Below are 25,874 nucleotides of genomic sequence, written 5' to 3' on the forward strand. Positions count from 1 at the left end.
CCGGTGCCCAAGTCGGTGAGTGGGTGGAAGGTCAAGATCGGTCACGTCTTTGTTGCCGGCCGGGGTCATATGATGAATTTTTGCCCATCTGTAGATCTGCATACATCGATGTAACCCGATCGCTGACTGTTAGTAGCCTGCTGCGGACCGTCCGGTCGAATGTCTCGAGGGGAGAACCAGGCGTGCAGAAGAAGAAGTTGTTCATCAGCAGCGCAGCGGCACTATCGGTCAGCGGTCTTCTGCTGATCGTTCCTCTGAGCGGGGCGAACGCGGCTGACACCAGTCCCGCCGCGAGCAAGAAGCCGTCCGGGATGACCGCACTGTCGCAAACGACAGGGACTCCCGTAACAGTGGTGGCGGGCGCGAACAATATCTCCTTCGCCACCTGCCCCGCTGGCACGATCGTCACCGGAGGAGGCGGACAGACATCCGCGTTCGACATCTTCCTCACTGACTCGTTCGCGTCGGGCAACGGCTGGGCGGTACGAGGCTCCAACCGGGGAACCACGGCTCAAACCCTTACGGCCGTCGTCACCTGTCTCGGGTAGGCCAGTTCGCAGATGGGCCCGTTACCCCCGGTGCCGGGGGTAACGGGCCCGCGGTCGTCCCGGGCGTTGACAAAGCCCTCCATGGGACGTCGACGGCCGAGCAGGGAGGGGTGGTGTCCTAGGACGGTTTAGGGGGTGTGGGGGGTGGCACCGAGGCGGCCTCTGGTGGAGACGAAGTGGTAACTCATGACGGCGAACGCCGGGTCGCGGACCAGTCGACGGAAGGCGGTGAGCTGCTGCGGTGACAGGCCGGCCGCCAGCAGGTCCGGCTCCAACTGGCGGGAGTTCGTCTCGTAGAGCGACGTGCCGGTCGACCCGCCGGCCCAGCTCTGCGAATGGGTGACGGTGTCGACGTCGGCCAGGCCGGCGAGGGTCATCTCGGTGTGCACGTCCTGCGCCCACCCCAGGTCGGCGCCGTGGTCCTGGAGCACCCCCATCATGGTGTCCATCACCTGCGCGAACAGCTTCGCCGCGTCGTCGCTCGGCGCGGTCAGCACCCGTACCGGCGTGGTGCAGTCGAACTCCTCCACGACCAGCCAGCCGCCGGGGGCCAGCGCTCCGGCGAGGGTACGCAGGACCCGCCGGCGCTCGGGTAGGTGCAGCAGCACCAGCCGGGCGTGGACCAGGTCGAACGCGTCCCCGGGCGGGGGATCGGCGCGGACGTCGTGCCGGCGTACGCGCAGGTTGCCGTCGGCCACGAGGTGCGTGGGGTCGATGTCGGTGGCGAGCACGCTGCCGTCCCCGCCGACCGCACGGGCGATCCGCCGGGCCATCGAGCCGCCCCCGGCACCGACCTCCCAGCAGGTCGACCCGAGGCGCAGGACCGGACGGGCCAGGCGGCGCATCGTGATCGGGTCCAGGAAGGACTCCAGCGCCCGCATCTGCGGTACCGCGTCCGGTGCGCCGTTGTCGAAGGTGTACGTCCCGTCGCTGGTCGGGGTCGCCATACGTCGTCCGCCTCTCCGAGTGGGTGACTGCGGGGTGTCGGCCCCGCACGCGGGGGCCGGCTGACTACGGGGTGTCGGCCCAGAGCCGTGGGCTCGCTCCGGTGCCCGGCGGTGTGCGGGTGGCGGTGATGCCGACCATCGCCTCCAGGCGGCCCGGGTCGCTGCGCGCCTCGGTGGTCGGCCGGTCATAGACCACCCGGCCGTACTCCAGCACCGCCACCCGGTCGGCGATCTCGATCGCGTGGCGGAGTTGCTGCTCGACGAGCAGCACGGTCAACCCGTTCGCGGCGAGGTGACCGACGAGGTCGCGGACCCGCGCGGCCAGGTCGGGCGCGAGCCCCTCACAGGGCTCGTCGAGCAGCAGCACCCGTGGCTGGCCGAGCAGCGCGCGGGCGATGGCCAGCATCTGCTGCTCGCCGCCGGAGAGTTCGCAGCCGCGGTGTCGCAGCCGTACCGCCAGGCGCGGCAGCAGCTCGAGGATCCGGGCCACCGTCCAACCCTCGCCGCCGGGTGTCGCGGTCCGCCACGGCGCGGCCGCCAGGACGAGGTGCTCGGCCACCGTCAACCGGGAGAAGACCCGCCGGCCCTGCGGTACGAGGCCGACGCCGGACTGGGCGACCCGGTGGGGTTGCCGTCCGGCCACGCGGACGCCGCCGATCTCGACGCGCCCGCTGGAGGCGCGCACCAGCCCGGCGATGGTGTGCACGAGGGTGCTCTTGCCGGCGCCGTTGCGACCCACCACGGCCTGGATGGTCCCCGCCGCCACCCGCAGGTCGACGTCGTGCAGCACGGTCCCCCCGGCGTAGCCGGCGCAGAGCCGCTCCACGTACAGCATCAGGACACCCCGTCGGCGTAGGCCCGCCGCACCAGCGGCGAGGTACGGATCTCGTCCGGTGTGCCGGCGGCCACCGTCCGGCCGTCGCGCAGCACGGTGACGGTGTCGCAGAGGGCGTACACCAGGTCCAGGTGGTGTTCGACCAGCAGCACGGCGACCTGCCGGGGCAGCGCCGCCAGCAGTTCGGCGAGCCGGCCGACCTCGCTGGCGGACAGTCCGGCCGCCGGTTCGTCGAGCAGCAGCAGGCGGGGACGGCCGGCGAGGGCCATCGCGATCTCCACCTGTCGGCGTTGCCCGTGTGCGAGCTGACCGGCGGGTACCGTCGCGAGGTCGGACAGGTCGAGCTGATCGAGCAGCGCGGCGGCGCGCCGTCGGGCGGCGTCCCGGGTTCCACCGGGCCACCAGCGGTGTGGTCGGACCGTCCGGGGCAGCGCGGCGACCTCGATGTTCTCGCTGACGGTGAGGGTCGCGAAGACGGCGGGCCGCTGGTGTGTCCGGTCGATGCCGCGGCGGGCCCGGGCCGCCGGCCCCAGCCGGCTGACGTCGCTCCCGGCGAAACGCACCGTGCCGTGCTGCGGGCGGGTCGTCGCGCCGAGCACGTTGAGCAGGGTCGTCTTGCCGGCCCCGTTGGGCCCGATCAGGGCGTGGCGCTGGCCGTCGTGCACGCACAGGTCGACGTCGGTGAGCGCGGCGAGCGAGCCGTACCGCACGGTGACCTTCTCGGCGCTGAGCAGGCAGGTCATACCCGTAGCTCCGGTGTGCGGGCGGCTGCCGCGGCCGGGCGGTCCAGCGTGGGGACGGGTTGCCGCGACCGAGGGCGGCGGACCCGGGTGACGCCGGTGGGCAGCAGGTAGACCGTCGCCACGAACAGCGCGCCCAGCACCAGCGGCGCGTGTCCGGGCAGGACCCCGAACAACCAGTCGCGTACGGCGATGACGAGAACCGCGCCCACCAGCGCGCCGCCGACCGACGCGGTGCCCCCGATGACGACGCCGAGCAGCAGCAGCGCCGAGGTGTCGAAGCCGAAGTCGGCGGGGGAGATGTACTGCTGGGCGACGACGAGCAGGGAGCCGGCCGCGCCGGCGATCGCCCCGGCGGCGACGTGCGCGCCGGACAGGTACAGCGGCACCCGGTGCCCGCTGGCCCGTAGCCGCGCCTCGTCGTCGCGGGCGGCCCGCAGCAGCAGTCCGCCGCGGGTGCGCACCAGCAGCAGGACCGCGCCGACAAGCGCCGCCACGACGATGAGGGTGTAGACGTACCGGGCCCGGTCGGAGGCCAGCACCGGCAGTCCCCACAGCGGACGGACCGGGGTGATTCCGGCCAGGCCGTCCGTGCCGCCGGTCACCGACCGCCAGCGTCCGAGGACGGTCACGACGAGCTCGCCGATCGCCAGGGTGATCATCAGGACGATGACGCCCCGGGCCGGCACGACCAGCGGCAGCGTCACCGCGGCGAGCGTCGCCCCGGCCAGCGCGGCGACGGCGACCTGCACCACGCCGACGTCCGAGACCTGGCTGCCGAGCACCGCGCTGGCGTACGCGCCGGCGGCGTAGGGCGCCGTCTGACCCAGGGTGGGCAGGCCCGCGACCCCGGTGAGCAGCGCGACGCTCACCCCGACCAGGCCCAGCGCGAGGGTCCGGGCGAGGATCGCCGCGGTGTAGTCGTCGACCACCCACGGGGCCACGATCAGGCCGGCGACGACGAGCACCGCGATGGTGGCGCGTACCCGGCGGAGCACTCCGTCCCTCACGTCGCCGCCCAGTGCAGGGCCAGACCGCGCGCCCGGACGGCGAGCACGGCGGCCATGGCGGCGAACAGCAGGAACGGCGCGGCGGACGGCAGCAGCGCCACGCCCAGCGTCTGGATCTCGCCGACGGCGAGGGCCGCGAGCAGGGTGCCCACCATGGAGCCGAGCCCACCGAGGACGACGACGACCAGCGACAGCAGCAGTACCGTGTCGGCGGTGTCCGCGCCGGGGCCGATGATGGGCGCGCCGAGGACCCCGGCCGCGCCGGCCAGCGCGCCACCGGCGGCGAGCACGCCGACGCGGATCCGTGTCGGGCTCACGCCCAGGCAGGCGACCATCTCCGGGTCGTCCACGGCCGCGCGGACCAGCATCCCGGCGCGGGTCCGCCGCACGATCAGGTAGAGACCGGCGGCGAGCGCCGCCGCCACGACGATGAAGACCAGCCGGTACGCGGCGTAGCGGTGCCCGGCGACCGCCACCGACCCGTCGAGGGCGGCCGGGACCCGTACCTGCGGGTCGTCGGGGCCGAAACCGGCGACGAGGAGGCTGCCGCCGGCCAGCGCCACCCCGAAGGTCAGCAGCGCCTGGGTGAGGTGGTTGCCGGTGGCGACCGGCGTGAGCAGCCCGGCGAGCACCACGCCGGCCGCGGCGGCGGCCAGCACACCGACGCCGAGAGCCAGCGCGAGGCTCGCCCAGCCGCCGTCGAGCACCGCCGCGGCGGTGTAGCCGCCGATCGCGTAGAGCATGCCGTGTGCCAGGTTGAGGATGTTGGCGACGCCGAAGCAGAAGACCAGGCCCGCCGCGGCGACGAACACGAGCAGCCCGTAGGCGACACCGTCCAGCGCCGGGATGAGGTACGGGTCGATCCGGTTCGTGCCGGCCGCCACGGTGTTCACCGGCCGACGGTCGCGAGGTCGCCCACGACGGTGTTGGACAGCGCCCGTCCGTCCTGGCGGACCTGACGCAGGTACCACTTCTGCACCGGCGAGTGGGTGACCGAGGAGAACTGCCACGCGCCGCGCGGGCTGGCGATCTGCCCGAGCTTGCCGATCTCCGCGTTGATCGCCTCCGGTGTCGGGTCGCTGCCGGCGGCCCCGATGGCACGGTCGAGCACCGCCGCCGCGTCGTACGACGCCAGGGCGTACGTCGTCGGCGACCCGTCGTGCTTGGCCTTCCACGCCGCGACAAAGTTGCGGTTCTCGGCGTTGTCGAGGTCGGGGGAGTAGTTGAGCACGGAGTAGATGTCCCGGGCCGCCTCGCCCTGGGCGTTGAGCACGCCGCCCTCGGTCAGGAATCCGGCCGCGTACAGCGGGATGTCCTTGATCTCGGACTGGGCGTACTGCTTGACGAAGTCGACGGCGGCGCTGCCGGCGTAGAAGGTGTAGACGGCCTGCGCGCCGGAGGCCTTGATCCGGGCGAAGTACGGCGTGAAGTTGGTGGTGGCCGGGAACGGCGTGAAGGTGGTCTTGCCGTCGGGGTTGGCGAGCGTCCCGCCGGCCTTGGCGAACGCCTCGGTGAAGCCCCGCAGCTCGTCCCAGCCGCCCTGGTAGTCGGGGCCGATGGCGTACACCGAGCCCTTGACGTCGTCCTTGACGTGCTGGGCGATCGCGGCGCCCGGCTCGTCGGAGAGGTACGAGGTGTGCCACACCCGGGAGACGTCCTTGATCTCCGGTCGGCCGTTGGAGCCGACGAGCGGCACCTTGGTCTCCTGTAGCAGCGGGTAGACGCCGGCGACCGAGCCGCCGCCGACGATGCCGGTGAGCGCGGCGACGCGGTCCTGCTTGAGGAGCTTGGTCGCCGCCGGCACGGCGGTCGCGGCGCCGATGCCCTCGTCGGCGACGACGAGGTCGACCTGCCGGCCGCCGAGCTTGCCGTCGTGGGTGTCCAGGTACAGCTCGAAGCCGTCGCGGATCTCCTTGCCGACGGACTGGTACGTCCCGGACAGCGACGCGAGGAGTCCGATCTTGATGGACCCGCCGCCGCTCGTGGCCGGTTCGTTGTCTGCGCAGGCCGTGCTCACGGCGAGCACGAGCGTGAGCAGCGTGGCGCCGACGGCACGGCTGCGCGCAGGGGTGGTGAGGGACATGTCGTCTCCAGGGGAAGAGGGAGGGGGTCGGTCGGTGGGTCAGCGGCTGCGGGCGAGCGCCGCTCGGGCCGCGGGGGTCAGCGCGTCGCCGATCCGGTTCGCCAGCTCCGTCATCTCGTAGGACACCTTGCCCACGTCGCAGTCGGGCGCGGCGAGCACGAGCAGCGACGCGCCGTCGTTGAAGGCCATCGAGAACATGAAGCCGCCCTCGAGCTGCGTGACGTTGGAGATCACCGCCCCGGCGTCGAAGAAGGCCGCCGCGCCCCGTAGGAGGCTGACCAGGCCACTGCCGGTCGCGGCGAGCTGGTCCGCCCGGTCCGGCGGCAGGTCGCGGGTGGCGGCCACCATCAGGCCGTCACTGGAGATGGCGATCGCATGGCTGACCTCGGTCGCGCGCTCGGCGAAGCTGTCCAGCAGCCAGCCGAGGTCCTGGTGGTCGGTCACGTGCTCTCCTGTCCCGTCACTTGTTGCTCAGGTTGATCGGGGTACGCCGGCGGGCCGCCACTCCGCGCGCGTACGCGGCCATCGCGGTGGCGACCTGGGCCGGGTCGCGGTACTCGGAGCGTTGCTGCGGGGCGGGCGGGGTGACGCCGCCCGGCACCAGATGCCGCTGCGGTTGTCGTTTGGGCAGCCCGGCCGTGGTGGTGGTGGCCACCTCGGGCGTCTGGGCCTGGGCGGCGGTCTGCCACGCGTCGTCGGCGGGGCTGGACCACTGGCGGCCGTTCGGGGCGTCCACGACGTCGGCGTGGAACCAGTGGTTGACCTGTTCGAAGATGAGCAGCTCCTCGGTCGGCGCGTCGGCGGGGTCCAGGCGGGGCGTCGGGCGGAACACGGGCGCCGCCGGCAGCGTCCGCGTGGCGGGGGCGCGCCCGGCGGTGGGTTCCGGGCCGGGCCGGTACGGGGGCGGGGCGGCGGACGTGCGGGCGGCCCGCCGGGACAGTCGGCCGGGCGCGAGCAGGTACTCCTCCGGCGGCAGTGACCGGATCATGGCAGCGGGTAGCGTCGCCTCGGCGAGGGTGCCGCGTCGGGGGCCACGGCGTAGTTGGACGCTCGCGCCGAGGCGGGCGGCGAGCTGACCCACGACGACCAGGCCCATGGCCCGGACGGCGGCGACGTCGATGGCGGGTGGCCGGGCCAGCAGCTCGTTGAGTTGCTGCAATCGTTGCGGGGCCAGGCCCACGCCCTCGTCGCTGATCTGGACGATGACCCGGTCGCCGAGGCTGCGGCCGCTCACCCAGGTCTCGCTGCCCGGCGGTGAGTAGGCCGTCGCGTTGTCCATGAGTTCGGCGAGCAGGTGCACGACCTCGTCGACGGACTTGGCGGCCACCGCGACGTCGCCGTCGACCATGCCGAGCCGGATCCGCGGGTAGTGCTCGATCTGGGACTGGGCGGCCTGGAGCACCTGTTGCAGGGGGACGTCGTGTTGGCGTACCCGGCCGACGCCGACGCCGCCCAGCACGAGGAGGCTGGCGTTGATCCGGCCCATCCGGGTGGCCAGGTTGTCCAGGGCGTAGAGCTGGTGCAGGCGGTCGGGGTCGGTCTCGTCCCGTTCGACCCGGTCGACCTGCGCGAGCACGGCGTCGACGAGCCGCTGTTCGCGTCGACTGAGGTGGATGAAGATGTCGGCGGTGTTGGCGCGCATCACGGCCTGCTCGGCGGCGGTCCGCACGGCGGCCTGGTGCACGGCGCTGAACGCCTGACCGAGTTCGCCGATCTCGTCGTCGCTGGACGCCTCCAGGGCCGCCGTGGACTGTTGGCGGGCCAGCTCGTCGGGGTCGACGCTGGAGCTGTCGGGGCGTTGCAGCCGGGCCACCACGGCGGGGAGCTGTTCGAACGCGACGGCGTTGGCCGCGTCGCGCAGTCGTCGCAGCCGGCGGGTGATCTGCCGGGCGACGGCCCAGGTCACCAGGGCGGTCAGCACCAGCGCCAGGAGTACGCCGACGGCCTCGGCCACGGCCCGGCGGCGCTGGTCGGCGTACGCGGCGCGCACGTCGTCGAGCACCGCCACGTCGACGCGGCCCCGCAGGTCGGCCAGGCGGGCGGCGCGCTGTTGCGTCGTGGTGACCCAGTCGGCGGTCGCCAGGCGCAGCGACGATCCCGGTTGGGCGCGGTTCACCTCGTCCTGCATCCGTTGCAGGGCGAGCGCCTCCGTGCCGGTGCCGGCCTGCTCCCACCAGAGGCCCCACTCGGCCGGGGCGAGGGCCAGGAACGACAGGCTGGACTCGGTGTAGCTGGTGCGGGCGGCGGTGATGTCCTGCTGGGTGGCGGGGGTCAGCTCGCCGGCCGCCACGGCCCGCAGGACGGCGACCTGCTGCTGGCCGATCGCCTCGGCGGTCTTCGACAGCGCGGCCGAGGCGCGGATGCCGTCGGCGAGCCGCGCGTTGACGACGCCGTGCGAGACGTTGTCCCGGAAGGTGATGAGGTCGGCGATCGCGATGCGGTAGCTGAACGTCATCGCGGACACCGAGGCGTGTTCCGCCGTCCGGACCTGGGTGCGCAGCGGTGCCAGGCCGTCGAGCGCGGCGTCTACGCGGCGCAGGAGCGGGGCGTTGGCGTCGGTGGGCACCCGGTCGCGCTGGCGGCGGTAGCGCGCGACGGAGGCGTCGGTGGCGGCCATCTCCGTGCCGAACGCGTCCTGCTGTTCGGCGGCGGCGTTGGTGAGCAGGTCGGCGGCCGCGACCCGTTCGCGTTGCAGCCGGTACGCCAGGTCACCGGCCTCCGCGCCGAGGCGGGCCAACACCTCCAGGTCGCTGGCCCGGCTCGTCTGGCGGGCGCTCTCGGTCAGCGCGAGGCCGGCGAACCCGATGACGGCGACCAGTGGCGCCGCCACGATGAGGCGCATCCGGCCGGCGATCTTCCAGCCGCGCTGGCGGGTCGGGTAGGGTCGGGCCGCGTGGGACCTCGTGCTCGACGCCAAGATTGACTCCCGCGACTCGTCGATGACGGTCTATATGCACCTTGCCGAATGCAAGTCCCATTCCGCCGGAACCCGCGCTCGGAGGCCAGACCTCGCGGTGGTACAAACTGGCCGTACCAGCATCTGTACCCAGAGTCAGCGGCCGGTGGCGTGCCGCCTCCGGCCGGTGTGGGACGCGCTCAGGGCTGATCGTCGAAGCGCTCCGGCCCGCGCCAGGGTGCGGCGTCGTCCGCCTCGGGTTGGCTGCTGAGCACCTGACCGATCAACTCGCGCAGCTCGTCGATGGCGTCCACCACGGCGCCCGGGTCGCGCGCGTCGCGACGACCGCGCTGGCGCGGCACGGGTGGGTCGAGGCGAGCGCGGTCCGAGGATCGCGGACCCCGTCGACCGTCCGCCGCCAACTGTTCGGCCGCGACCTGCGGCCACAGTGTCGCCAGCCGACCGCCGGTGTCGAGCACGTCGTCGCAGCGGACCGCGAACTCCTGGCTGCCGAAGCGGCGGCCCGACTCCACCGCCGCGACCGTCTCCCGGCTGAACCGCACCAGGTCCGCCAGGGCCCGCTGGGTCAGGCCCCGCCGTACCCGGCAGGCGCGCAGCTCCCACCGGAACTGTTGGCTGGCCGCGGAGTACGCGGCGCTCGGCGGGGGCGTGTGCTCCATGCGCTCACCTTCGTGGCGTCCGCGAATCAGCGACGGGCGTCAGATCGAGATTGACCGACGGGCCGGACATTCATAGGGGGCAATTCTTAACCCATGACACGATGGGTGTGAAGACGTGCGCGATGAATTGTCGCGCAATGCGCGAGAGATCCACGCGCCCGACTCGTCCGCAGGTGTCGGCAGCGTCCTGCCGATAGGACCCGGGCCGCCGTCCGGCCGCCGCACCGGTCGACACCGCCGTGGCCTGCCCGTCAGGCGGCCTGTGCCGTGGCCGGAGCGGTCGGGGTTGCCTCCGGGACGTCGGCGGGCGCGTGGATGTCGATTGTTGCGAGCAGGGCGTCGTGCGCCCGGAACGACACATTGGGGGTGAACGAACGGCGATGGTCGGGGGAGAGGCGCAGGCCGGGAATGGTCGCGGCGAGGTGGGTCAGCGCGACGTCGGCCTCCAATCGCGCCAATGCCGCGCCGATGCAGAAATGTGGTCCGTGGCCGAATGACAGGTGATCGGCGGCGTCCGTACGGTATGGATCGAACCGGTCCGGTCGGGCGAACACCAACGGGTCCCGGTTGGCCGCCCCGATCATCAGCAGGCAGCGTGCGCCCGCCGGAATGGTGACCTCGCCCAGGGTGACGTCCCGACGGGTCACCCGCAGCCAGCCGTCGATGGCGGGCGCGAACCGGAGGGTCTCGGCCACGAAGGCGGGCACGGAACGCGGGTCGCCGACGAGTGCGCGCCACCGGTGCGGGCTGGACAGGGTCGCGTCGAGCGCGTGGGCGAGCAGCCCGGCGGTCGTCTCGTGCCCGGCCACCAGGAGGTTGAAGGCGAGGCTCGCCACCTCCGGCACGGTCAGCACGTCGTCGTCATCGTCGCGGTAGGCCAGGGCGCGGCTGATGAAATCGCCGCCCTCGGCGCCGCTGTCGAGTCGCTGCCGCACCAGGTCCTGGCAGTAGCGCCAGAAGTCCAGCAGGCCCCGGGCCAGGCGTACCTGCTCGTCCTCGTCCGGTTGCCCCCAGATGAGGGCCACCTGGCCGTCCGCCCACCGCCGGATCCGGTCGACGTCGGCGTCGGGAACCCCGAGGATGTCCAGGATGACCAGCAGCGGAAGCTCGGTGGTGAACTCCCTGACGAGGTCCACCCGCCGGCCCTGCTGGGCGACGAGTCGGGACACCAGGTCCTCGACGCGGCGGCGGACGATCCGGCCGTACTCCGCCTCGGCCCGCTCGGCGGTGTTGGCGAAGGTCGCCCGTAGGGCGCGGCGGGTACGGGGATGCACCGGTGGGTCGGCGGCGACCGTGGTCGGCGGCGCGTCGAGCTGCGTGACGAGGCTCATCGCCGCCGGGCAGACCTCGTACACCGGGGCCAGGGTGAGGGCGTTGCCGAACGTCGTGGCGTCGGCGAGGGCCCGCCGGACGTCCGCGTGCCGACTGATCAACCACAGGCCCAGATCCTCGGCGTACAACGCCCGAGCGGGATCGTCGAGAATGCGTCGCCAGGTGGCGGCGGGATCGCTGAGATAGGCTCCTGAGTACGGATTCAACTGCATCGAATGCCTCCTGACGCGCCGCGCGAATTCAGCGGCGCTCGCATTCCGTCCGTCGCGCGAGGCGGGCCGACAATGGTGGGCATCCGCCGCCTGCTCCTCACGGTGCGCTGCCCCGATGCGTACGTCAAGATTGGTGTTTATCTATTTAGCGGTGCCGTGATTTGTGAAATGCAGGACCATCTCGGCCCTCGCCCGCTGCACGTTGCAGGCTGGTGCTTGCCCCGATCCGTCGTACCCGCGCTTCCCCATTTCCGGGCAACGATCGCCCGGGCCCCGGGTGACGGCACCGCGCCCACCGTCGGCCGGGGCACGGCCGACGGCGGGCGCGGAGGGACCGGTCAGGAGTACGGAAGGCGCAGCACCGACTGGTTGCCGATGCCCAGGGTGGTGGGGTTGTTGCCGATGGCCGACCAGACCTCCACCCGGACCGTGCCGTTGCTCAACGTGCCCAACGTCCCGGTCGCCGAGGCCAGGCCGGCGCTCTGGGTGTAGTGCTCGTAGCCGGTGACCGGGTCGGTGGCGAAGTAGCGCCACGTCTCCGTCCGGTCCCAACTGCCGTTGCCGGTCAGGTCGTAGGAGACCCGTACCTGCGTGCCGTTGCCGACGGCGGTTCCCGCGTCCACGAACAGGTCGAACGCGGTCTGCGCACCGGAGTAGGTGAGGTTCAGGCCGGTCGCGGTGAAGACCTGGGCGTTCGTCGGCGTACCGTCGTGGTTTCCGTTGGCGGCCGCGACCGTGGTCGTGGCCGTGCTGCCCGCGTTGCCCAACCCGCCACCGGCGAGCAGGTACCGCGTCGGCGAGCCCGAGCTGGGCGGCGGCGTGGTCGGCGGGGCGGTGGTCGGTGGCGCCGTCGTGGGCGGTGCCGTCGTGGGCGGTGCGGTGGTCGGCGTGCTCGTCGGCGGTACGCCGCCGGAGGCGTTGCCGCCGCTCCAGGTGTACGCCCCGGTGGTGGCCGTCCGTCCGGCCCCTACCGTGAGCCGCGTGCCGTTGGAGAACGTGACGGTGATCGGGTTCGCGGTCGGGTTCGACGCCACGTAGGTGCGCGCGCCGTTACGGGAGAAGACCGCGCTGAGCGGGTGGTTGGCGCTGACCGTCGTGTCGACGGTGCCCAGCGCGGCGAGGTTGCGGATCCAGTGGAAGGTGTGCGCCCGACTCTCGCCTTCCTCCGGGGTGTAGCCCGGGTTGGCGCGCAGGTTGGCCAGGGCCGCGTCGGGGTCGCCGAGGGCCTGGAACTGCCACAGGATGTCCTGCCACACCGTCGGCGGCCCGCCGTTGTTGCGGACCAGTTCGGCGTAGTTGGTGCGCACGTACGCCGGGTTGGCGCCCAGGTAGAGGTGCCCACCGGTGACCGGCAGCAGGTTGATGCCCTGGATCATCTCCGGCTCGCCGCTGAACCAGGTGGCGTACGCCCCGCCGTCGCCCCAGACCATGCCGACGGTGGAGTGCCCGAAGGCGGCCGGGAAGTTCTGGTCGCTGACGTCGAACCAGTACTCCTGGATCGCGGCGGCCTGTGTCGTGTAGAGGAAGATTCCGGCGTCCCGGACGGCGGTGTCGCCGGTGACCTGCCCCCACTGGATGAGGGCGTTGGCGAAGTTCATCCCCTCGGAGGACGACTCCTGGTTGTTGCCGGAGCCGAACGAGCCGTGCCCGGACGCCCAGTCGTGCCCGGCGTAGATGTCGAAGTCCCGCAGGTACGGGAAGCGGGTGTCGTCGCGACGGTAGTTGTTGGCGTCGCGGATCAGCAGGTCCACCATGCCGCCGTAGCGGCTGCTCGCGGCCCACGACGGGTCGAACTTGGCCAGCGTCGCGGCGGCGGCGACGAAGTAGCCGTAGTGGAAGTGGTGGTCGTTGAGCTCCTGGTCGGAGCCGTACGACGCCGGGTAGCCGATCAGGGTGCCCCAGTTCGCGTCGTAGTAGAAGAGCTTGCTGGTCTTGCCCGTGGAGGCGGTGAACCAGTCGGTGAGCGTGGAGCGGATCGCGTTCAGCGCGCTGTCGCGGGTGGTGGTGTCGTTGACCAGGTCGGCGATCTCGGCGATCCGGGCGGCCCGGCCGAGCCCCTTGCCGGTCCAGTACGTGTCGTTGCCGCGCTGGTCCATCGGGTTGCTCCGGGCCGCGGCCAGGTGACCGGTCAACGTGGACAGATCCGATCCACTCCCGTCGCCGACGGCCGGCAGCTCCGGCAGCACGCCCTGGAACGTCATGGCGGTACGGAACTGGCTGATCCCGGTGAGGACCTTCATCCGGCCCCGCGCCGACGGGTAGGTCGGCGTGATCGGGGTCGAGCCCGACAGGGACTTCCACTGGTGCGGGTAGAGGCTCACCACGGTCTGCGTGGCGCTGCCCTCGCGGGCGGTGGTGGTGAAGGCGTACGTCGTGCTCAGGCCGTTGGTCGACGGGTCGTAGGAGTAGGAGACCCGGGTGCCGGTGACGTGGGCGTGCGCGTACCGGCCGTAGCTGGTGGCCAGGTCGGCCCGCTCGCTGGCGCTGCCCGTCGGGGGCAGCAGGGCCACCGAGAAGTAGCCGCGACCGGCCAGGGTGGAGGAGATGCGGCTACCGCTGACGGCCCAGCTCGCGCCGCTCGGGGCGTACGCCACGTAGTCGTGGCCGTTGACCCGGAAGCCGATGGTGGTCCCGCTGTTGGACCACACGTCGGGGGTGCCGGACGTGCCGATCACCGCGTCCCCGCCGGTGGCCTGGAAGTAGGCGAACGGCAGGCCGTGGCCGATGGTGGCGCGCAGGGTGCGGGCCCCGTCGCTCCAGTACGGGCTGACCGTCCAGTCGGTCCAGCCGTCCACCTTGACCTGGGGCGCGGCGAGCCCGGCCACGCCGACGCGGATGTCCTGCACGTACGGGTAGTGGTACTCGCCGACGCCGGTGGCGGTGCCGCTGATGGCGGGGGTGGAGTTGGCCGAGAAGCCGAGCCCGTCGGTGAACGTGTCGTACGAGGTGGGGTGGGCGTGCAGGGGCTCGCTGAAGGCGCAGTCGGTGCGCTTCCACAGCAGCGAGGACCACCAGTCGTTGGTGGGCACCGCTCCGGCGGGGGCGTTGGCGGTGGCGAACTGCCGGGGGTTGCTGGACATCTGCCCGCAGCCGGTGGGGAGAGCGCCGACCGGGGTGGTGGTGTAGCTGCCGGCGCCGACGGGCGCGGCCTCGGCGGCACGGGTGACGGGGATCGTGAGGCCACCGACGACCAGGGCCAGGGCGGTGGCGGCTGCCAGCGCCCATCGGCGGTGGGGGACGGGAGGTTTCATGGTGCCTCCATCGCGCGTCCGGGCGCGGATCGTGCCGCCCCGGCGCCTTGCGTCTGAATTGTGGAAAACGTCGATCGAGAGAGCGCTCTCTCAGACGGCACGGTAATCGACCGTCGAGATCCCCGTCAATGTGTCCGTTCGGTTGCGTGCGGATGTCGCGAACTGACCGGGGTTACCGGCCGACCCCGTCCAGCTCGGCGTGCAGCGCCTCCGGCGCGCGCATCCGCCAGGCGTCGGTCACCAGCTCGCGGAGCCGGTCGACGTCGACGGCCGCCAGGCGCAGCAGCACCAGCGGCAGGCCGTCGTACCCGGGCGTGGTGAAGAAGACGTCGGGCTCACCGAGCAGCAGCGCCTGCTTCTCGGCCTCGTCCCCGACGAACAGCACCGCGATGTCGAGGCGGATCACCCGTGGCCGGCCGGGCGTGCGCTCCGGATAGGACCAGACGAAACCCTTGTCGGCCACCCGGAAGTCGAAGCCCTCGCTGTCGATCTCGACGGTCTGGGGCAGGGCCAGGGCCAGGCGGCGGACGTCGTCGGCGTCAGCCACCGGGACCCCGCACGTCACGCGCCATTCGCATGAGCCGAGAGTACGCACCGGGACCGACAGGACTCAGCCGGACAGGTCGACCGCCGCGGCGCCCACGACCACCCGGTCGGCCTCGCGCTGGACGTAACCGATCACCGTGGCCTGGCCCGGGTCGAGGTCCGGCGGCACGGCCAGCTCCACCTGCCCCCGCTCGCCGTGCAGGGGTGTCGACGCGAAGGCGCGTACGACGTTGTCCTGCCGCAGCGTCCGGCCGGCGTTCTCGCCCCGGGCGATCGCGCTGTCCAGGCCGCGCTGCACGATCGCCACGTTCACCACCGCGCGCTGCGGCGGCCGCTCGACCCGGTAGTCCAGGACCAACGGCGTGCCGCCTCCGCCGACCTGCGGCACCGACACCGTCAGGGGCGCGGCGGCGGCCGACGTCAGGGCGGACGCGATGGCGCTCGCGGCCCGGCCCCGGTCGGAGCCGACGAACTCCACGCTGCCGTTGACGATCATCTGCGGGGTGTAGAGACGTCCGGAGCCGAAGGCGCGGGCGTACGCCTCCTGCCGTGCGGTGTGTGCCGCGTCCGCGAACTGGTCGGGCCAGCCCAGATCGTCCCAGTAGTCCACGTGGAAGCCGAGGGCGAACACCGGCTCCCCACGCGTGCGGGCGTCGCGCTCGGTCTCGGTGAGCAGCTCCTCGGCGGGCGGGCAGCTGTTGCAGCCCTGGGAGGTGAACAACTCCACGACGGCGACACCACCACCGTTCATCGACGAGCGTGGACCCGGTGCGGGGTTCGTCATGGTGTGTCTCCTCCGGTGCGACCGCTGACCGCTCTGCGATTCCCCTTACCGCGCCGACGACGCCTGGGCAGCGAGGTGGTTCCGGCTCCTGGAACGCCTCTTGTAGCACAAATCCGCCGTTACGCGCGGCGATGCCACTTACGGGTAACCAACCGCGAAGGGGGATCTTCCTCCGATAGCTTGCGAAGGAGAGAAAAACTCTCATTCCTCGTGAGTTGCGGCTAAGGAGATCAGTGATGAAGCGCAGCGTAGCGCTAGCGGCGGCCCTCCTGGTGGGTCTGACCAGCGCCGGAAGCCTTCCCGGGGCCGCCTTCGCGGACGGCGGTCCCGCAGGTGGCCACGATGACGGCGGGGGACGCGGACACCACCGGGGCAGCGAGGGCGCGGTCTTCGTCCAGACCAACAAGGCCGAGGGCAACACCATCAAGGTGTACGAGCGCGACGACGACGGCCAGCTCAGCAAGGCGGGGGAGTACGAGACCGGCGGCCTCGGCGGCTTCACCATCGGCGCGCCGGTCGACGCGCTGGCGTCGCAGGGGTCGTTGATCTACCACCGCGGGCTGCTGTTCGCCGTTAACGCCGGCAGCAACACCGTGACCGTCTTCGACGTCGACGGCACCCGGCTGCACAAGCGGCAGGTGATCTGGTCCGGGGGTCTGCTCCCGGTCAGCGTCACGGTCCGCGACCACCTCGTCTACGTGCTCAACGCCGGTGGCGAGGGGTCGGTGCAAGGCTTCGAGCTGGACAAGGGACGCCTGTCGCCGATCCACGGCGCCAACCGCTCGCTCGGCCTGCACAACGGCAACCCGCCGGCGTTCATGACCGCCCCCGCCCAGGTCAAGATCGACCCGGAAGGCGAGTTCGTCCTGGTGTCGACGAAGGCGGCCAACGTCATGTTCAGCTACGAGATCGGTCGCCACGGCGAACTGTCCCGCCAGCCGGTCATCAGTGACGCCGGGTCCACGCCGTTCGGCTTCACCTTCGACAGCGAGGACTCGGTGCTGGTCACCGAGTCCGGCAGCAACGAGGTCAGCCGCTTCGAGATCGACGACGACGGCGCCCTCGACCAGTTCGGGCCGTCGGTGCCGAACGGCCAGCAGGCGCCCTGCTGGATCCAGCGGGTCGGCGACTACTTCTACGTCGCGAACGCCGGCAGCTCCACGATCAGCGCCTACAAGGTCGACGACGACGGCAAGCTCCAGCTCGTGCACGGCGTCGCCGCCGACACCGGCGGCGGGTCGATCGACATGACCACCAGCGACGGCTTCCTGTACGTCCAGAACGCCGCCGCCGGCAACGTGCAGGGCTACGAGGTGAACGACGACGGCTCGCTGCGCCTCGTCACCACCGTCGAGGGCCTGCCGAAGTTCACCGACGGCATCGGCATGGAGGGCATCGCCGCCTCCTGACCGTCCACACCCCGCTGGTCCCGGTCGATTTCGGCCGGGACCAGCGCGCGTTCCCGTCCCGGCCGGGACATGACAACTGTGTGACAAATCAGCCCGCGGGCCGATCGCCGGTTTCGGCGGGGCCGGGCGTGGGGCAACCAGACGTCGCTGACGACAACGCATTCGGAAGGGACGGCCCCCGTGGAAATCCAGGGCTTCTTCACCGCCATCATCATCGGCCTGGTCATCGGCGCCCTCGGTCGCCTCGTGGTTCCCGGCAAGCAGAACATCTCGATCGTGCTCACCCTGGCGATCGGCGTGCTCGCCGCGATCCTCGGCACGCTCGTCGCCGGTGCTCTCGGCGTCGACGACACCGCCGGCATCGACTGGATCGAGCTGCTCCTGCAGGTCGTGTTCGCCGCGATCGGTGTGGCCGGCACCGCCGCCGTCCTGGGCCGGCGGCGCTCCTGACGCCCCGCTCCCTCGGGGGCCCGCGTCCCCCACGCGCCCGTGGCGACGACTGGTCGCCACGGGCGCTGTGCTTGGATGATCCGGTGCAGTTCACCGTGACAGACGTGCCCGCGCGGGAGCGGTTTGAGGCGCGCGACGAGACGGACGCGGTCGCCGGCATCGTCACCTACCAGCTGACCGGCGCCATCATCGCCTACACCCACACCGAGGTCGATCCGGCGTACGAGGGTCGGGGCGTCGGCTCGACCCTGGCGCGCGCCGTCATGGACGACGCGCGCGCCAAGGGCCGCAGCGTGGTGCCGATCTGTCCGTTCCTCGCCGAGTGGCTGGTGAAGCACCCCGAGTACGAGGACATCGTCGTACGGTCCACCCGCAAGGTGAAGTAGCCCCGCGCTCAGTGCCAGTCGCTGATTGCGACGTCGTCCGGGGCGGGCCTGCCCCGCCCGGTCTCCACCAGCTCCTTCAGGCTCATCAGGAACGTCGCCCACTTGGTGCTGCAGTGGTGCATGAACTCGCCCGGCGCACGCCAGCCCTCGTGGGCGAACAGGACGATCGTGTGGTCGCCCCGCTGGTCAAGGTGCCAGTCGATCTCGGTGCCGACCCATTCCTCGGGACCCCCGGTGACCCGCCAGCGGACGTGGCCGCCGGGGTCCAGGTCGAGGACCTGCATGTCGAAGCCACCGACGTCGCCGAACCGGAAGGCCAGCTGCCCGCCGACCTCGCTCGTGCCGACCGTGTCGGTCGTCCACCAACCGGCGAGTCCCTCCGGGGTGGCCACCGCGCGGTAGACGTCGTCGAGCGGGGCGACCACGCCGACCCGGTGCAAAATGTCGACCATCTCATTCTCCGTGGTTGTCGGTGCGGTGACGTTCGATCGTCTCGGCGATCCGCTTGATCCGGCGCAGGCGGGCGTCCCAGGTCGCCCCGACGGCGGTCAGTTGGGCGACCGCGCGGGCCAGTTGCGCCTCGTCGACCTGGTAGTGACGCTCCCGACCGGCGGGAGTCGAGTGGATCAGGCCCACCCGGTCCAGGACGGTCAGGTGCTTCGAGACGGCCTGGCGGGTGACGGGGAGTCGCTCGCTCAGTGACGTGGCCGTGCCGGGCCCGCCGGTGAGCAGCAGGTCGATCATGCTGCGCCGGATGGGATCGCCGATCGCCGACCACAGGGCATCGTCGACTGCCGTGGTCATGACGTGGCGACCAGCCGGGTGACGTACGCGCCGAGGTTCGGGACGTAGTGGTTCCACCCGCTGACGTGGTCCTGGTACTGCTTCTCCAGCAGGGCGACCTCCCAGCCCATCTCGCGGAACCCGGTCTCCGTCATCCGGACGCGGGTCCCCGTGGCGGTCGGAACGAGGTCGAAGGTGACCAGCAACGACTGGCCGCCGCGGTCCGGCTCGGTGAAGCACCACCGGAAGGAGAACCGCTTCGGCGGGTCCACGTCGACGACGGCCAGGTCGACGGTCGTCGTCGCGCCGGTCTGCGCGTCGCGCCACACCAGCTCGCCGGGCGCGCCCGCGACCGGTTCGAACCGGGCGTCGTCCGGCCACCACTCCCGCACGTGCTCGGGCTGGCTGATCACCTCGAAGACCACCTCGGGTGAGGCGTCGACGTCGATGTCGCGTTCGATCACTCCGTACTCCATGCGTACCACCCTCTCGCAACCTTTGGTTGCGTCACGGTACAACGGCCCGGCGGCGACGTGCAACCTTTTGTTGCGCGTCGGTGCGGCGGGTCTCCCGGCAGCATGGAGCGTGCGACGGCGGTACGGTGCAGGTCGGGTGGACTGTCCGGCCCGCACCGCCGTCCCTTCACGACCCCCGGGAGACCTGAACGATGACCGCCTCCGTGCTCCGTGCCCTGCACCACGACCGCCCGGTCGGCGACCCGCTCGTCCTGCCGAACGCCTGGGACGCGGGCAGCGCCCGGGTCTTCGCCGACGCCGGCTTCGACGCGCTCGCCACGCCCAGCGCCGGAGTCGCGGCCTCCCTCGGCTACGAGGACGGCGCGACCCCGGCCGCCGAGATGTTCGCCGCGGTGGCGCGGATCGTCCGGGCCGTGTCCGTACCGGTCTCCGCCGACGTCGAGGACGGGTACGGGCTGACGCCCGCCGAGCTGGTCGAGCGGCTGCTGGAGGCCGGTGCCGTCGGCTGCAACCTGGAGGACTCCGAGGGGCACGCCACGGTCAAGGAACCGCAGCGGCACGCGGACTGGCTGGCTGAGGTGCGGGCGGCGGCCGGCGACGCGCTCGTCATCAACGCGCGCGTCGACACCTTCCTGTTCGGCACCGGCGATCCGGCCGACGCGATCGCCCGCGCGAAGCTCTACGTGGCGGCGGGGGTCGACTGCGTCTACCCGCTGCGCGCGCCCATCGAGGTCCTTCCGGCGCTGCGCGAGGGCATCGCCGGCCCGATCAACATGGCCGCCGCCCCGAGCCGGGAGTCGGTGGCCGAGCTGGCCCGCAACGGCGCCACCCGCATCACCTTCGGCCCGGGCCTGCAGCGGTACGCGATGGGCGCGATCGGCGACCTGGCGGCGAACCTGCGCGTCTAGTGCCGTGACCACGAACGTTCACGTTGGCCGACAGGCCGTCGGGCCTGTTGGTCGGACGGCGTCGTGGCGGTCAGGCTGCGTCGGTGACAGATCTCGTACGGATGCGGCGGCGCAGTGATCAGGGCGCGGCGCGAACCGCCGAGACGAGCCCGCCCGCGCCCTCGTCCTGCTGCGGCGGGGTGAGCGCAGGACGTCCGTAGGCCTCGGCGCGCTCACGCAGGGTGAAGGCCTCCGCCTCCCAGCCGAGGCCGTCCAGCCAGCCGACCGGGTCCTCCGGCATCTCCCAGACCCACATCGACGCTGCCGATCCCGAAACGGCATCCCCGCGGAAGCGTTCGACCACACCGCGCGAGCCCAGTGTGAGGCCCATCCTGCTGCCTGCGGCGGACAGCGCGCCGACCCGTTCGAGCAGCGACTCCACTGCGTCCTCGGGTAGATAGATCAGCAGTCCCTCGGCGATCCACACCGTCGGCTGCGCCGGATCATGCCCGGCCGCGGCCAGGGCGGCGGACCAATCCTCGCGGAGGTCGGCCGGGACGGTGATCCGCTCGCAGCGCGGAACGGCACGCTCTTGACGCAGCACCGCGGCCTTGAAGCCCAGCGGTTCGGCCGTGTCGACCTCGAACAACCGCGTACCCGCGGGCCAGTCCATCCGGAAGGCCCTGCTGTCCATCCCGGCCCCGAGCAGCACGACCTGCCGGACGCCGGACGCGACCGCCCGATCCAGCAGGTCGTCCAGAAACTTCGTCCGGATGACGATCGAGAAGGCCACACCGAGCCAGCGGCGCCGCGCCGCCTCGTCCGTGCGCGGGGGCGGCGGCGTCCCGGGGCCTCTCCCGCCGGCCGTGGCGAATGCCAGCGCCAGCGGGTCGCGGAACAGCGGCTGCTCGCGTGCCGTCTCCATTGCCCGCACCCGGGCCACGCCCACGGCTGTGGCCCACACCCCGGACGGTTCGATCGGTTCCGCCGCATGAGTCATGCGTTCAGCCTAGCTAGGCGGCGCGTCACCCAACACCGTGAACGTTCGTGGTCACAGCACTAGGGCGGTGCCCCGACACCGTCGCGCCGCCACACACGCCGTCGGCGCCCCTGACCGGGTCAGCCGTTGAAGTCCGTCATCAGCCAGATCCGGTCGAAGGCGCGCTCGGCCAGGTCCGTATGCCTGATCATGAAGTTGACGACGATCAACGTCTCGCCGAACGCGTCACCCACCTGCCCCTCGTCCAGCCAGACGGTGGCCAGCACGGTGTGCTCGGTGGCGTCGAGGATGGGATTGTCCGCGCCGCCGGTGCTGGCGGCGCCGTAGCCGCCGAGGGAGAACTCGTGGTCGTTGCCGTCGAGGTACCACATCACCTCCCCGATCGCCTCCTCGACCTCGTCGTCCAGACGAAGGTCGAACGGCGTCTCGCGCTCGTTCTCCGGAAGGCTCCAGCCGGCACGAGCGTGCAGCGGGACCGGATCGAAGATTGGCACCCCGGGGTTGGGGCGCTCGGTCACCGCAGTGCCGGCCGGCACATGCACGACCCGGCACCGGGTGGGCGTGAAGCGCGGCTCGACGAAGAACAGCAGCGACCCGTCGGCCGGCAGGTCGAGGTCGTGCCCGTGCGAGGGGATCGCGGCGAGGTCGAGCGTCAACACGAGACACTGCCCGGGCGGCCACTCCTGGCCCTGCGGCAACGCTGCGAGACCGCCGAACCGACCGACCACCGGCAGGCCGTCGCCCTTCGGAACCAGCTCCGTCTGTGGTCGGGCCAGCCGCACCCAGCGCTCGATCTCGTCCAGCGGCACGCCCTGCTTCCGGGCCGCGGCCCGGAACTCCTGTCGTACGTCCATGGGCAGGCATTGTGCCGGAAAGGTCCGACAGACATCGGGGCGCGACCGCCACGCGGGTTCGACGCCGCGCCGGGCCGGGTCTCCTCAGCCGGCGTCGACGCGGGCGGCCAGGGCGTCCACGAGTCGGCGGGCGGAGCCGGCCAGGTTCCATCGGCCGGCCAGGTCGAGCAGCCGCTCCGGGTCGGCGGGGGCCGTCGGCAGCGCGGTGGGCAGCTCCGGCAGGGCCACGTCCAGGGCCACCCGGACCACCGTCGGCGCGACGGCCAGGTAGTCGCGGGCGCCCGCCAGCTTGGTACGCAGACCCGGCGCGAACGACGAGTCGGAGTCGTCCAGCGCGGCCAGGACGCCGTCGATGCTGCCGTACCGCTCGATCAGCCGTGCGGCGGTCTTCTCGCCGACGCCCGGCACCCCGGGCAGCCCGTCGCTGGGGTCGCCGCGCAGGGCGGCGAAGTCGGCGTACCGATCGGCCGGCACGCCGTAGCGGGCGCGTACCGCCGCGTCGTCGCAGTCGTCGAGCTTGGCCACGCCGCGCCCGACGTAGAGCAGGCGCACGTCCCGGGAGTCGTCGACGAGCTGGAACAGGTCCCGGTCGCCGGAGACCACCTCGACCGGGCCCGGCTGGGTCACCGACAGCGTGCCGAGCACGTCGTCGGCCTCGTAGCCCTTCGCGCCGACGGCGGTGATGCCGACCGCGTCGAGGACCTCGAGGATCATCGGCACCTGGGGGGAGAGCGTGTCGGGGACGACCTCGCCGCCCTGCGGGGCCACCCGGTGCGCCTTGTACGACGGCAGCAGCTCGACCCGCCACGCCGGTCGCCAGTCGTAGTCGAGGGCGCACACCATCCGGTCCGCGCCGCGACCACGGATGAGCGTGGCAAGCATGTCGAGGAAGCCACGCACCGCGTTGACGGGCTGGCCGTCCTCGGTGCGCGCGGCGGACTCCGGAATGCCGAAGTACGCCCGGAAGTAGAGGCTGGCTGCGTCGATCAGCAGGATCGGGGGTCGGTGTGCCACGCCCGACAGCCTGGCACAGCCCTCCGACGATCAGCGGTACGCCCGGCCGCCCAGCGGCGTCAGCGCCGATAGACGGTGTCGCGGCGGGCGAGGTGCTGCACCACGTAGCTGGTCACCAGCAACAGGATCGCGACCACCACCTCGACCCAGGCGGCGACGCCGTCGGCCACCGTCAGGCCGATCACGAGCAGGACCAGGCCGACGAGCGCGAGGACTCCGGCCCACAGTTGCCGACGACGGCGGGTCGCCGCCCGGTTCGCGTCGTTCGATGTCACGTCGGCCCTCCCGGTCGGGGCCACCCATGTCGGCCTCCCGATCCCAGGCTATGGCCCCCGCCCCGGTCCCACCCGGGAAACCAGCGTGCGGGCCGGGCCGCCGACGGCGCAGACTGCCGGTGTGGCGTTCCTTCCCGGCCTGGTGCTGGCCCGGCGGTACCACGACGAGGTGGTCGCGCCGATCCTGCGCGGTCGCCTCCCTGGCCTGCGGTACGCGGCGGGATTGCTCGACGGTGGCTCGGAGGTGCTCGGCCTGGACACGGCCCGGTCCACCGACCACGACTGGGGTCCTCGGGTGCAGGTGTTCGTCGGGCCGGCGGACGTCGCCGCGATCCCGCGACTGCGCGCCGTACTGGACGCTGAGCTGCCCGCGGCCTTCCTGGGCTGGCCCACTCGTTTCGCCGGTGACGACGGTCGACTGGGCGTCGCCGACGCGGCCGGGACGCGGCACGGGGTCACGATCGACGACGTGGCAGTGTGGTGGCGCCAGCGGCTCGGGTTCGACCCGATGGCCGGGGTCGGCACGGCGGACTGGCTGGCGTGCCCGACCCAGCGGCTCGCCGAGGTGACCGGCGGCGCGGTCTTCCACGACGGGCTCGACGGGGCGCTGACGGCCCGGCGGGACGCGGTGCGGTGGTATCCGCCGGACGTGTGGCGGTACGTCCTGGCCGCGGTGTGGACCCGGGTCGCGCAGGCTGAGCACCTGCCCGGCCGGTGCGCCGAGGTCGGCGACGAGTTGGGCAGCCGGATCGTCACCGGGGGCCTCGCCAGAGACCTGCTCCGGCTCGGTCTGCTGCTGCGTCGGCGCTGGCCGCCGTACGACAAGTGGCTCGGCACGGTCTTCGCCGGACTGCCCGGCGCGGCCCCGGTGGTCGCGGCGCTGGCCGAGGCGGTGGGCCCGGGCGACTGGACCCGACGCCAGGCTGGTCTGGTCGAGGCGCTGGAGACCATGGCCCGGTGGACCGACGAAACGTCTCTGGCAGCGCCGGTACGCGCCCGGGCCGTCCCGTTCCACCGCCGGCCGTTCCTGGTGCTGCGTGCCGAGCGTGTCGCCGTCGCGCTACGCGCCGCAATGACCGATCCGACCATGCGCGACCGACCGCTGTGGGGTGCGGTCGACCAGTACGTGCACAGCGTCGACGTGCTCGGCGACGCGGCCAGGGCTCGCCGGGTGGCCGGCGGTCTGTGGTCGGATGCGCTCACCGACCAGCGGTGACGGCCGGACGCCGGCTCTCGTCGCGGTCATGGTCGGTGAGGTCGTGCAGGTGCCGGACCGGTGAGAGCAGCAGCACCAGGGGCGCACCGATGAGGGTAGCCGCGACGACGAGCAGGGTGGCGCGCGTGCCGAGCGGGCCGGCCAGCGCGCCGGCGACGAGCCCACCGACCGGGATCGCGCCCCAGGAGACGAACCGTACGGTCGCCATCACCCGCGAGAGCAGCTCGGGCGGGCTGGCGATCTGCCGGTACGTGCGGGTGGTCACGCTGAGCACGACCGTGCCGAGGGAGAAGACGATGCTGCCGGCGGCGAAGGCCACGTACGCGGGCCAACCGGTGCCTCCGGGAATCAGGACCGCGCCGACGACCGTCGTGAATCCGGCGGCGACCAGCGCGCGGGCGCTGCCGAGCCACCTGGTGATCCGGGTGGTGAGGGCGGCGCCGACCAGCGCGCCGACACCCTCGACGGCGAGCAGGACACCGACCAGGCCGGGTGGCGCGTGCAGGTCGCGGACCAGGTAGAGCGGGTGCAGCGCGAACTGCGCGCCGCAGACGAAGTTCATGGCCGTCGCGGCCCACATGCACGGACCGATGACGGGGTGGTACGCGGCGTAGCGCCAGCCCTCGCGGATCAGCGCACCGACCGGCGGCCAGTGCTCGGGCGCGTCGACCCGGCGCGCGGGCAGCGTACGCAGGAGAGCCGCGGAGACGAGGTAGCTGGCCGAGTCGACGAGCAGGGTGGGCACCGCGCCGAGCGCCTGCACGGCGAGTCCGCCGAGCGAGGGGCCGCTGAGCAGGGTCGCGGCGTGGGTGGCCGAGGTGAGGCTGTTGCGCGACTGCAACTGCTCGCGCTCGACGATGCTGGGCAGGAAGGTCGAGTTGGCCACGTCGAACAGCACGTTGGCGAAGCTGACGACCAGCGCGGTGATCACCAGGTGGGTCACCGTGAGCTGCCCCCACCACCAGGCCAGTGGGATCGACGCGACGGCGAGCGCTCGGGCCACGTCCGCACCGACCTGGGCGCCGCGCAGCGGCAGGCGTTGCACGATGACACCGGCCGGCAGGCCGATCACGATCCAGGCGACGTAGCTGGCCGCGGCGATCAGACCCATCTGCCAGGCGGAGGCGTTCAGGACGACCAGCGCGGTCAGCGGCAGGGCCACCGCGCCGACCGCCGACCCGACCATGCTGGTCGTGCCGGCGGTCCACCAGCGCCAGAACACCCCGGCCCGTGCGTCGACGTGCATGTCGTCGGCCCCCG

General features: G+C 72.4%; 27 protein-coding genes. 6 read left to right on the forward strand and 21 right to left on the reverse strand.

Annotated elements, in window-relative coordinates; all coding sequences use genetic code 11:
- The first annotated feature begins 182 nt into the window (after positions 1-182).
- On the forward strand, positions 183-548 hold the full coding sequence (locus AB0B55_RS03330) for a hypothetical protein (RefSeq protein ID WP_357118417.1): 366 nt from the start codon (positions 183-185) through the stop codon (positions 546-548).
- 128 nt (positions 549-676) lie between these two features.
- On the opposite strand, the gene AB0B55_RS03335 is transcribed toward AB0B55_RS03330, so the two are convergent.
- The 13 genes from AB0B55_RS03335 to AB0B55_RS03395 all read right to left on the reverse strand — a co-directional run bounded on the left by AB0B55_RS03335 (position 677) and on the right by AB0B55_RS03395 (position 15,864).
- A complete protein-coding gene (locus AB0B55_RS03335) occupies positions 677-1,495 on the reverse strand; it encodes a methyltransferase (RefSeq protein WP_357169978.1) in 819 nt (272 codons plus the stop codon).
- A 64-nt stretch (positions 1,496-1,559) separates the two neighbouring features.
- Positions 1,560-2,330 carry an ABC transporter ATP-binding protein gene (locus AB0B55_RS03340; protein ID WP_357169981.1) on the reverse strand — a complete coding sequence of 257 codons (771 nt, stop codon included), beginning with the start codon at positions 2,328-2,330 and terminating at the stop codon, positions 1,560-1,562.
- Positions 2,330-3,073 carry an ATP-binding cassette domain-containing protein gene (locus AB0B55_RS03345; RefSeq protein WP_357169984.1) on the reverse strand — a complete coding sequence of 248 codons (744 nt, stop codon included), beginning with the start codon at positions 3,071-3,073 and terminating at the stop codon, positions 2,330-2,332. The genes AB0B55_RS03340 and AB0B55_RS03345 overlap by 1 nt, the downstream gene beginning before the upstream one ends.
- Entirely contained in the window at positions 3,070-4,080 is a 1,011-nt protein-coding gene (locus tag AB0B55_RS03350; RefSeq protein WP_357169986.1) for a branched-chain amino acid ABC transporter permease, read from the reverse strand. The genes AB0B55_RS03345 and AB0B55_RS03350 overlap by 4 nt, the downstream gene beginning before the upstream one ends.
- Positions 4,077-4,973: a branched-chain amino acid ABC transporter permease gene (locus AB0B55_RS03355; protein WP_357169989.1), complete on the reverse strand. Its 897-nt coding sequence runs from the start codon at positions 4,971-4,973 to the stop codon at positions 4,077-4,079. The genes AB0B55_RS03350 and AB0B55_RS03355 overlap by 4 nt, the downstream gene beginning before the upstream one ends.
- Positions 4,970-6,163, reverse strand: coding sequence for an ABC transporter substrate-binding protein (locus AB0B55_RS03360; protein WP_357169992.1), 1,194 nt, complete (start codon positions 6,161-6,163; stop codon positions 4,970-4,972). The genes AB0B55_RS03355 and AB0B55_RS03360 overlap by 4 nt, the downstream gene beginning before the upstream one ends.
- Positions 6,164-6,202: 39 nt before the next feature.
- Positions 6,203-6,607, reverse strand: a complete 405-nt coding sequence (locus AB0B55_RS03365; RefSeq protein ID WP_355051152.1) for a roadblock/LC7 domain-containing protein — start codon at positions 6,605-6,607, stop codon at positions 6,203-6,205.
- Between the two features lie 16 nt (positions 6,608-6,623).
- Entirely contained in the window at positions 6,624-9,080 is a 2,457-nt protein-coding gene (locus AB0B55_RS03370; protein ID WP_357169995.1) for a nitrate- and nitrite sensing domain-containing protein, read from the reverse strand.
- 179 nt (positions 9,081-9,259) lie between these two features.
- The gene (locus tag AB0B55_RS03375; protein WP_357169998.1) at positions 9,260-9,739 is read right to left on the reverse strand and encodes a helix-turn-helix transcriptional regulator; all 480 of its coding nucleotides are present in this window, start codon (positions 9,737-9,739) and stop codon (positions 9,260-9,262) included.
- A gap of 251 nt (positions 9,740-9,990) precedes the next feature.
- Positions 9,991-11,283, reverse strand: coding sequence for a cytochrome P450 (locus AB0B55_RS03380; protein ID WP_357118447.1), 1,293 nt, complete (start codon positions 11,281-11,283; stop codon positions 9,991-9,993).
- Between the two features lie 338 nt (positions 11,284-11,621).
- Entirely contained in the window at positions 11,622-14,534 is a 2,913-nt protein-coding gene (locus AB0B55_RS03385) for a glycosyl hydrolase (protein ID WP_357170001.1), read from the reverse strand.
- Positions 14,535-14,706: 172 nt separating this feature from the next.
- Positions 14,707-15,081 (reverse strand): MmcQ/YjbR family DNA-binding protein, encoded by a 375-nt coding sequence (locus AB0B55_RS03390; protein WP_357170004.1) that lies wholly within the window; start codon positions 15,079-15,081, stop codon positions 14,707-14,709.
- Between the two features lie 63 nt (positions 15,082-15,144).
- Positions 15,145-15,864, reverse strand: a complete 720-nt coding sequence (locus AB0B55_RS03395) for a DUF1223 domain-containing protein (protein WP_357170006.1) — start codon at positions 15,862-15,864, stop codon at positions 15,145-15,147.
- 236 nt (positions 15,865-16,100) lie between these two features.
- Here AB0B55_RS03395 and AB0B55_RS03400 point away from each other — a divergent pair, with 236 nt between their 5' ends.
- The 3 genes from AB0B55_RS03400 to AB0B55_RS03410 all read left to right on the forward strand — a co-directional run bounded on the left by AB0B55_RS03400 (position 16,101) and on the right by AB0B55_RS03410 (position 18,109).
- The gene (locus AB0B55_RS03400) at positions 16,101-17,273 is read left to right on the forward strand and encodes a beta-propeller fold lactonase family protein (protein ID WP_357170009.1); all 1,173 of its coding nucleotides are present in this window, start codon (positions 16,101-16,103) and stop codon (positions 17,271-17,273) included.
- A 180-nt stretch (positions 17,274-17,453) separates the two neighbouring features.
- The gene (locus AB0B55_RS03405; protein WP_357118463.1) at positions 17,454-17,723 is read left to right on the forward strand and encodes a GlsB/YeaQ/YmgE family stress response membrane protein; all 270 of its coding nucleotides are present in this window, start codon (positions 17,454-17,456) and stop codon (positions 17,721-17,723) included.
- 95 nt (positions 17,724-17,818) lie between these two features.
- Positions 17,819-18,109, forward strand: coding sequence for a GNAT family N-acetyltransferase (locus tag AB0B55_RS03410; RefSeq protein ID WP_357118466.1), 291 nt, complete (start codon positions 17,819-17,821; stop codon positions 18,107-18,109).
- An 8-nt stretch (positions 18,110-18,117) separates the two neighbouring features.
- Here AB0B55_RS03410 and AB0B55_RS03415 read toward each other — a convergent pair whose 3' ends face one another.
- Genes AB0B55_RS03415 through AB0B55_RS03425 form a run of 3 tightly spaced genes read right to left on the reverse strand, consistent with a single transcriptional unit; the run spans position 18,118 to position 19,368 of the window.
- Entirely contained in the window at positions 18,118-18,561 is a 444-nt protein-coding gene (locus AB0B55_RS03415; RefSeq protein WP_357118469.1) for an SRPBCC domain-containing protein, read from the reverse strand.
- A gap of 1 nt (position 18,562) precedes the next feature.
- Positions 18,563-18,913 (reverse strand): metalloregulator ArsR/SmtB family transcription factor, encoded by a 351-nt coding sequence (locus tag AB0B55_RS03420; protein ID WP_357118472.1) that lies wholly within the window; start codon positions 18,911-18,913, stop codon positions 18,563-18,565.
- Entirely contained in the window at positions 18,910-19,368 is a 459-nt protein-coding gene (locus tag AB0B55_RS03425) for an SRPBCC domain-containing protein (protein ID WP_357118475.1), read from the reverse strand. The genes AB0B55_RS03420 and AB0B55_RS03425 overlap by 4 nt, the downstream gene beginning before the upstream one ends.
- A 191-nt stretch (positions 19,369-19,559) precedes the next feature.
- Here AB0B55_RS03425 and AB0B55_RS03430 point away from each other — a divergent pair, with 191 nt between their 5' ends.
- On the forward strand, positions 19,560-20,276 hold the full coding sequence (locus tag AB0B55_RS03430) for an isocitrate lyase/phosphoenolpyruvate mutase family protein (RefSeq protein ID WP_357170012.1): 717 nt from the start codon (positions 19,560-19,562) through the stop codon (positions 20,274-20,276).
- Positions 20,277-20,394: 118 nt separating this feature from the next.
- On the opposite strand, the gene AB0B55_RS03435 is transcribed toward AB0B55_RS03430, so the two are convergent.
- From AB0B55_RS03435 to AB0B55_RS03450, 4 genes are all read right to left on the reverse strand, one after another.
- A complete protein-coding gene (locus AB0B55_RS03435) occupies positions 20,395-21,255 on the reverse strand; it encodes a class I SAM-dependent methyltransferase (RefSeq protein WP_357170015.1) in 861 nt (286 codons plus the stop codon).
- Positions 21,256-21,374: 119 nt separating this feature from the next.
- Entirely contained in the window at positions 21,375-22,109 is a 735-nt protein-coding gene (locus AB0B55_RS03440) for a DUF1963 domain-containing protein (RefSeq protein WP_357170018.1), read from the reverse strand.
- A gap of 84 nt (positions 22,110-22,193) precedes the next feature.
- Positions 22,194-23,123: a 5'-3' exonuclease gene (locus tag AB0B55_RS03445; protein ID WP_357170021.1), complete on the reverse strand. Its 930-nt coding sequence runs from the start codon at positions 23,121-23,123 to the stop codon at positions 22,194-22,196.
- A gap of 59 nt (positions 23,124-23,182) precedes the next feature.
- Positions 23,183-23,398: a hypothetical protein gene (locus tag AB0B55_RS03450; RefSeq protein WP_357170024.1), complete on the reverse strand. Its 216-nt coding sequence runs from the start codon at positions 23,396-23,398 to the stop codon at positions 23,183-23,185.
- 121 nt (positions 23,399-23,519) lie between these two features.
- On the opposite strand from AB0B55_RS03450, the gene AB0B55_RS03455 reads away from it, so the two are divergent.
- A complete protein-coding gene (locus AB0B55_RS03455) occupies positions 23,520-24,614 on the forward strand; it encodes a DUF4037 domain-containing protein (RefSeq protein WP_357170027.1) in 1,095 nt (364 codons plus the stop codon).
- Here the strand turns inward: AB0B55_RS03455 and AB0B55_RS03460 are convergent.
- Positions 24,598-25,860: an MFS transporter gene (locus AB0B55_RS03460; RefSeq protein ID WP_357170569.1), complete on the reverse strand. Its 1,263-nt coding sequence runs from the start codon at positions 25,858-25,860 to the stop codon at positions 24,598-24,600. The genes AB0B55_RS03455 and AB0B55_RS03460 overlap by 17 nt on opposite strands.
- Between the last annotated feature and the right edge of the window lie 14 nt (positions 25,861-25,874).

Source organism: Micromonospora sp. NPDC049107 (assembly GCF_040648595.1).
Lineage (GTDB): Bacteria > Actinomycetota > Actinomycetes > Mycobacteriales > Micromonosporaceae > Micromonospora.